Origin of the sequence: Pseudomonas agronomica (assembly GCF_025917275.1) — a bacterium.
Taxonomy (GTDB): domain Bacteria; phylum Pseudomonadota; class Gammaproteobacteria; order Pseudomonadales; family Pseudomonadaceae; genus Aquipseudomonas; species Aquipseudomonas agronomica.
Genome location: NZ_JAOSHO010000313.1, coordinates 1 through 6,125 on the forward strand (window position 1 = coordinate 1; position 6,125 = coordinate 6,125).

6 protein-coding genes are annotated in these 6,125 nt (G+C 63.2%); 1 reads left to right on the forward strand and 5 read right to left on the reverse strand.

Translation table 11 applies throughout. The features are described from left to right. Positions 1–152: 152 nt before the first annotated feature. Genes OC610_RS19230 through OC610_RS19240 form a run of 3 tightly spaced genes read right to left on the reverse strand, consistent with a single transcriptional unit; the run spans position 153 to position 3,186 of the window. Positions 153–1,460, reverse strand: a complete 1,308-nt coding sequence (locus tag OC610_RS19230; RefSeq protein ID WP_264429886.1) for a CitMHS family transporter — start codon at positions 1,458–1,460, stop codon at positions 153–155. A 53-nt stretch (positions 1,461–1,513) separates the two neighbouring features. Beyond that, on the reverse strand, positions 1,514–1,837 hold the full coding sequence (locus tag OC610_RS19235; protein ID WP_264429888.1) for an AtuA-related protein: 324 nt from the start codon (positions 1,835–1,837) through the stop codon (positions 1,514–1,516). Next, positions 1,837–3,186 carry an acyclic terpene utilization AtuA family protein gene (locus OC610_RS19240; protein WP_264429890.1) on the reverse strand — a complete coding sequence of 450 codons (1,350 nt, stop codon included), beginning with the start codon at positions 3,184–3,186 and terminating at the stop codon, positions 1,837–1,839. The genes OC610_RS19235 and OC610_RS19240 overlap by 1 nt, the downstream gene beginning before the upstream one ends. 101 nt (positions 3,187–3,287) lie before the next feature. On the opposite strand from OC610_RS19240, the gene OC610_RS19245 reads away from it, so the two are divergent. After that, positions 3,288–4,154 (forward strand): LysR family transcriptional regulator, encoded by an 867-nt coding sequence (locus OC610_RS19245; protein ID WP_264429893.1) that lies wholly within the window; start codon positions 3,288–3,290, stop codon positions 4,152–4,154. A 104-nt stretch (positions 4,155–4,258) separates the two neighbouring features. Here the strand turns inward: OC610_RS19245 and OC610_RS19250 are convergent, their stop codons facing one another. After that, complete coding sequence (locus tag OC610_RS19250; protein WP_264429895.1) at positions 4,259–5,110, reverse strand: CAP domain-containing protein; 852 nt, start codon at positions 5,108–5,110, stop codon at positions 4,259–4,261. A 195-nt stretch (positions 5,111–5,305) separates the two neighbouring features. Then, positions 5,306–6,079, reverse strand: coding sequence for an L-iditol 2-dehydrogenase (locus tag OC610_RS19255; protein WP_264429897.1), 774 nt, complete (start codon positions 6,077–6,079; stop codon positions 5,306–5,308). Positions 6,080–6,125: the final 46 nt, after the last annotated feature.

Consider the following 6,125-nt stretch of genomic DNA (forward strand, 5'->3'; position numbering starts at 1 on the left):
GGCTCGCTCCCACATTGGATTTGCAAGAAACCGCAGAATTTACGTCCGCCGCAGACTTTGTGGGGGCGGGCTTGCTCGCGAAGAGGCCGGTACATTCAACATCCTCATCGACTGGGGCACCGCCTTCGCGAGCAGGCTTGCTCCCACACTGGTCAGACCTGTACCGCGCCGGTCACCACGGCGAAGGCGAGCATCACCAGGCTGACGCCCCAGACCCAGAAAAACGTATAGGCCATGTGCTTGCGCAGTTCCACGCCGGACAGCGCCAGTGCCAGGTACACGCTGGGCACCACCGGGCTGATGGAGAATCCGGTGTTCTCGCCGATCAACATGGCCCGTGCCACGGCTTCAAGGGGAACGCCAGCTGCGGCGGCCACGTCCTTGATCACCGGCAGCAGGGCGAAATAGTAGGCATCCGGCGAGAAGATCATGCCCAAGGGCACGCCAAAGAAACCGACAATCACGTGCAGGTATTGGGCAGAGCCGGCAGGCAAGATGTTGATCAGCGCCAACGCCATGCCGTCGGACATCTTCGCGCCGGACAGCACGCCGAGCAGCACTGCGGCGGCCATCATCACCAGGACCATCTGCAGTGCGTCGGACGCGTGGGCCTTGAGGCGTTCGGCCTGGGCGTCCAGGGATGGGAAGTTCAAGGGCAGGGCGATGCCCAGTCCCACCATGAAACAGGCGTATAGCGGAAAGATGCCAGTGAATAGGCATACCAGGATCCCACCGGTCAGTGCGACGTTCAGCCAGTAGCGCAGCTCCCGGGGAGAGAGGCTGAATTCGCGGCCTTGGGTTTGCAGGCCGTCTACATCACACGTTGCGGCCGCACCCAGTGACATCGGTTGGCGACGCTGGGCGCGCAAGCCCAATACCGTCGCCACCCCGAGCATGCACGCCAGGCCCACCATCTGCACCGGCAGCAAGCCCAGCCACAGCGCGGTGGCATCCAGGCCTGACACGGCGGCGGCGCGGGCGGTCGTGCCGCCCCAGGGCACCATGTTGATGACGCCCGCCGTGGTACCCACCAGGCACAGCAACATTGCCGGGCTCATGTTCAGGCGTTTGTACAAGGGCAGCAGCGCCGGGATAGTCAGCAGGAACGTGGCGGCGCCAACGCCGTCGAGATGCACCACGGACGTCACCAAAACCGTCACCAACGCCACGGCCAGCGGCTTGCCGCCGGTGCTGCGGATCAGCAGGTTGACCAGCGGATCGAACAATCCCCGGTCACGCATGATGCCGAAGAACAAGATGGCAAACAGGAACAGCGCGGCGGTCGGGGCCACGGTGATCAGGCCGGCCTTTATGAACTCGCCGATCTGCCCAAGATTGAAGCCGGCGAGCAGGCAGACGATCACGGGGAGGGTGGTGAACGCCACCACCGGGCTGATCCGGCGCAGCAATATCAAGCCGATGATGGCGAGCATCATCAGGAAACCCAGGGTTGTAATCATGTTGCAGCCTCTCTTTTTATTGTTGTCGGATGGTTCGCAGGCACTGGATTCGGTCAGTCCGTCGGGCCGGGCAGGCGCAAGGCCAACAGCAGGTAACTCAGGCTCTTGCCGTGGCGGTCCAGGCCGCAACTGCGGTTCACGCCGCCCTCCAGGGCATCCTCGAGGACGAAGTTCAGCGCGTTCAGGTTCGGCAGTTCATAGCGGTGCACCCTGGAGGGTTGTCGCGTCGCGAATTGCTCGGCGACCCGCTCGCAGGTCAGCGTCTGCAGCAACCAGGCGTAGTGGGCCGCGTCGTGGGGAAACACCGCGATGCTGAGGATGTTGCCTTTGTCGCCAGCACGGGCGTGAGCGAAATCGGCAAGGGTGACGAGGTTCATCAGTACCACTCCAGGGTCGTGTGGATTTCATCGCGCGGCAGCAGGAAACTTCGCGTGGTGACGGCCTCGACGAGATGCCGTCGCACGCCACCGCCGCCTGCCGGCCCGTTGGTGTAGAGCGACTCCACTTCGGCCAACAGCGTTTCTACCAGCGGTCGGTCGGTGTGGGTCAGGCCGATGCGTACGCGCACGTCCTCCAGGGCCGGGGCCTGGGCGAGTTGCTGTTGCAGATAGCGACCGCCCTGGTCGTTGAACAGGCTGGCGACGCCCGAAAGATCGATCCAGGGCTGCACGCCTGGCGCCAATCGGTCGAAACGTTCCAGCAGAATTTCTCGCGCCAGGGCCGCACGCGCCAAGGCGCCGGGGCCGGCATAGGATATTTCCGCCTCGCCAAACCACAGGCCGCGCACGCCTGCCAAGCCTTTCAGGGTCTCGGGGCGCGGATGGCCGAGCAGGCCGTTGATCTCGACACGGTCTTCGCCCAGGTCTTGCACGCGGGCTTCGCCAAGGTCCAGTACAACGTCCGGCGTCAAGTAGCGTCGTGGGTCGTGGACTTCGTAAAGAAGCTGCTCCTTCACGGTCTGCTCGCTGACCCGGCCGCCGCTGTCGCGGGTCTTGCCAATGATCAAGCGGCCGTCCTCTTGGATCTCGGCAATTGGGCAGCCGAGATTGGCCGGGTCTGGGATGTCTTTCATCCCGGGATGGGCAAAATAGCCACCGGTGACCTGGGTGCAGCACTCCAACAGGTGGCCGGCCGCCGTGGCCACGGCGATTTTCTGCCAATCGTCGGCTTTCCAACCCAACCCATGGCGGATCGCACCCACCGCCAGCGAGGGATCGGCGACACGGCCACACAGGACGATGCCGGCGCCCTCGGTCAAGGCCTGGACGATTCCGTCGGCGCCGGTGTAGACGTTCACAGACACAGGCTGTTCCAGCGGATCCGATGACAGCCATTGCTCGTAGCGAGGAGGCGTTTCTTCCAGCAGGTCGTCACCCAGCACACAGGCGATTTTCAGCCCCGGGAAGCGGCCCGCCAAGGTTTGGCGCAGTCGCTGGGCGGCCGCCCTCGGATTGGCGGCGCCGCCATTGGTGATGATCGGGATCTCGGCTTCGATGCACAGGTCGAGCATGGGTTCGAGGAAATCGAACAACCGGGCGGAGTAGCCCGCCTGTGGATCGAGGCGCTTGCGCAGTTGCGCTTCGGCCAGCGTCCGCTCCGCCAACAGCTCCAGCATGATGTAGCGCGGGCCGCTGCGTTGTGCCAGGTCCTGGGCCAGGCGCAGGGCGGCGTCAGGCCGATCATTGGCAAAACCGGCGCCACACCCGACGAGAATTGTTTTTGTCATGTCCGTGTTCCACTGAAGGGTGGCCCTATAGTGGAGAGGCTGGATTGTTCTGTGAATTTTAAAAGTAGAATCAATTGATCCATTAATTTTATGAGCGGGCCATGAACGTATCCTTCCGCCAGCTTCGCGCCTTCATCCTGATCGCTGAAACCTCCAGCTTCACCCGCACCGCTGAACAATTGCACCTGTCCCAGCCGGCGCTGAGCTACAGCATCCGCAAGCTGGAAGAAAGCATGGGGTTGCAGTTACTGGCGCGCAATACTCGCAGCGTCGAGTTGACGCCGGCCGGCGAACACTTCCTGCCCCAGGCCCGGCGCATGCTGCGGGACATGGACGATGCCGTGCGCGATGCCCGCGACACCCTCAGCTTGAGCCGCGGCACGCTCCGGCTGGCAGCCTTGCCCACCGCTGCGGCGTCGTTCTTGCCGGTGGTCATCGCCTCGTTCCGGCGTGAGCATCCGGGCGTGAAGGTGCACCTGCTGGATGGCCGAGCCGGGGAGATCATGGGTTGGGTGCAGCGCGGCGAGGTGGACGCCGGAATCAGTTCGTTGCCCGACGACCTGTCTGGCCTGAGCTTCGAGCGCCTGCTGGATGACAACCTGGTCTTGCTCAGCCACCAGGACCATCATCGCGACTGGCAGCAGCAGCCCTATATTGCCCTGACGCCGGACACCAGCATCCGCCCGTTGGCGGACGCGGCGTTGCGCTACCTGAATGTTGATCCGGTGCCGGCATGGGAGGTGGCGCACATGAGCACCGCCACGGCCCTGGTGCGTGAAGGATTGGGGTTTTCGCTGTTGCCCGCCAGTTGCACGGCGGTGTTCAACATTGGCGAACAATGCACTGTCACTGCGATTGACCAGCCAGCAAAGCGCTCGATCGGCTTGCTGCAGCGCAAGCCCGTGGCCCCGTCACCGTCGTTGAGCCAGTTCATGGGGCATGTGCGGCGGGTATTGCGGCAGGAGTAAGACCCGATGCGCTGCCATCGCGAGCAGGCTCGCTGCCACACTGATTGCGACATCCCTATGTGGGACCGAGCCTGCTCGCGAAGGCGTAAGCCCGGTCAATACAATTACTGGGTACCAAACATCGCCGTCCAATAAATCCCCGCATCGCTCTTCGGGTCCATCGCATACCCGGCCCCCAAATCGCGAAATTGCGGATTCATCAGGTTGGCGCAGTGCCCCGGGCTCGCCAGCCAGCCATCCACCACCTTCAACGCCGTGTCCTGCCCGGCGGCGATGTTTTCACCGATGGCTTGGCCCAGGTAGCCCGCCAATTCGGCGCGATCCCCTGGCATGCGCCCATCGCGGTCCTTGTGGTCGAAGAAATTGTTGTTGGCCATGGCCCGGGTGTGATTCACCGCAGCCAGGGCCAGTTCGTCGTTCCAGGCCAGCGGTGTCGTGGCGGCGAACGCTTCGGTGCCGCAGCGGCGTGGCTGCGCGCGGGCGCTATTGATCAGCTTGAGCAGTTTCCGGCCTTCGGCCTGCCAATCCCCGAGGCGCGCCGACAACAGTGGGCGAGCCAGCACGATGCGCCATTCCCGGTCCAGTCGGCTCACGCCGATGTCCACGAACTGCGGGTCCAGCACGACTTGGCAAAAACTTTCCTGTACAGCCTTCATCGCAGCCTGGGCGTCCCGTGGACCGGACAGGCTGATGGCCTGCACGTTGACCATCGGATACGCCGCCCGCGCCAACGCTTGCTGCAAATCGCCGATGCCATTGGCCGACAGGATCAACCGTGAGTCCATCGCCAGCGGCGGCAGCTCCAGGGAAGCCTGGCCCGCGCAGCTTTGGGATTGGCTGCGGTAAAGATTGATGGACTCGACCAGTTGCGTCTCTTCGGTGGCTACGGCATTGGCGGCAAAGGCCAGTCCCAGCGACAGCGCGGCAAGACGCATGACGGAAAAAATGGCACGCATGTAAATCTCCCTTGAGCGGACGGCGCCTATGATGCGCAATTTTTGCCCGGCTGGGGCAACGGTATTCACGCTCTCTTGAAATCCCTTGGAACGGCACCGTTGGGTACCGTTCGGGATGATCCTCAAGTAGTCGGATCAATTTTCAGGCGAATAGGTCCATTTTCGTCGTCTCAAGGCCATAAAACTTCAGGATCGTCAGCTCATCCAGTTACCGCCGTCGACGTTATAGGTCTGGGCCACCACATATTCGCTGTCGGCCGAAGCCAGGAAAATCGCCATGCCAACCAGATCCTGCGCGGTGCCCATCCGGCCATAAGGCACCTGTTGCCCGACCTGACGCTTCTTTTCGCCCAAGGGCAGGTTTTCATGGCGGGCGAACAGTGCGTCGACGCCGTCCCAGTGCTCACCGTCCACCACCCCTGGCGCAATGGCGTTGACATTGATCCGATGCTTGATCAAATCCAGCCCGGCGGATTGGGTCAGGCTGATCACGGCAGCCTTGGAGGCACAGTAGACCGCCACCAGGGCCTCGCCACGGCGGCCGGCCTGGCTCGCCATGTTGATGATCCGGCCGCCGTGGCCCTGGCGGATCATCTGGCGGGCGGCGGCTTGCAGCGTGAACAGTGCGCCGGCGACGTTGATGGAGAACAGCCGCTCGTAGCTCTCCCGGGTGATCTCGACGATGGGCGCCAGGTCGAACAGCGCCGCGTTGTTGATCAGGATGTCCAGCTTGCCTGTATGGGCTACCACGGCGTCGATGGCCTGGTCGATCGAAGCCTGGTCCGTCACGTCCATCCTGACGGCGTAAGCGCTGTCACCCAGCTCAGCGGCAGTCTCCTGGGCCCGATCCAGGTCGATATCGGCGATCGCCACTGTGGCGCCTTCATCGACATAGGCCTGGGCGAACGCCTTGCCAATGCCCCGGGCAGCGCCGGTGACCAGCGCGCTTTTTCCTTGCAGTCGTTTCATGGGGGAGATCCTGTCCTGAATAAAAAATGTGTGTCTGTGAACCGTT

Bases quoted from the DNA above. Each gene is read 5' to 3' on its own strand.
- OC610_RS19230 (WP_264429886.1), bottom strand. From the start codon at position 1,460: ATGATTACAACCCTGGGTTTCCTGATGATGCTCGCCATCATCGGCTTG.
- OC610_RS19235 (WP_264429888.1), bottom strand. From the start codon at position 1,837: ATGAACCTCGTCACCCTTGCCGATTTCGCTCACGCCCGTGCTGGCGAC.
- OC610_RS19240 (WP_264429890.1), bottom strand. From the start codon at position 3,186: ATGACAAAAACAATTCTCGTCGGGTGTGGCGCCGGTTTTGCCAATGAT.
- OC610_RS19245 (WP_264429893.1), top strand. From the start codon at position 3,288: ATGAACGTATCCTTCCGCCAGCTTCGCGCCTTCATCCTGATCGCTGAA.
- OC610_RS19250 (WP_264429895.1), bottom strand. From the start codon at position 5,110: ATGCGTGCCATTTTTTCCGTCATGCGTCTTGCCGCGCTGTCGCTGGGA.
- OC610_RS19255 (WP_264429897.1), bottom strand. From the start codon at position 6,079: ATGAAACGACTGCAAGGAAAAAGCGCGCTGGTCACCGGCGCTGCCCGG.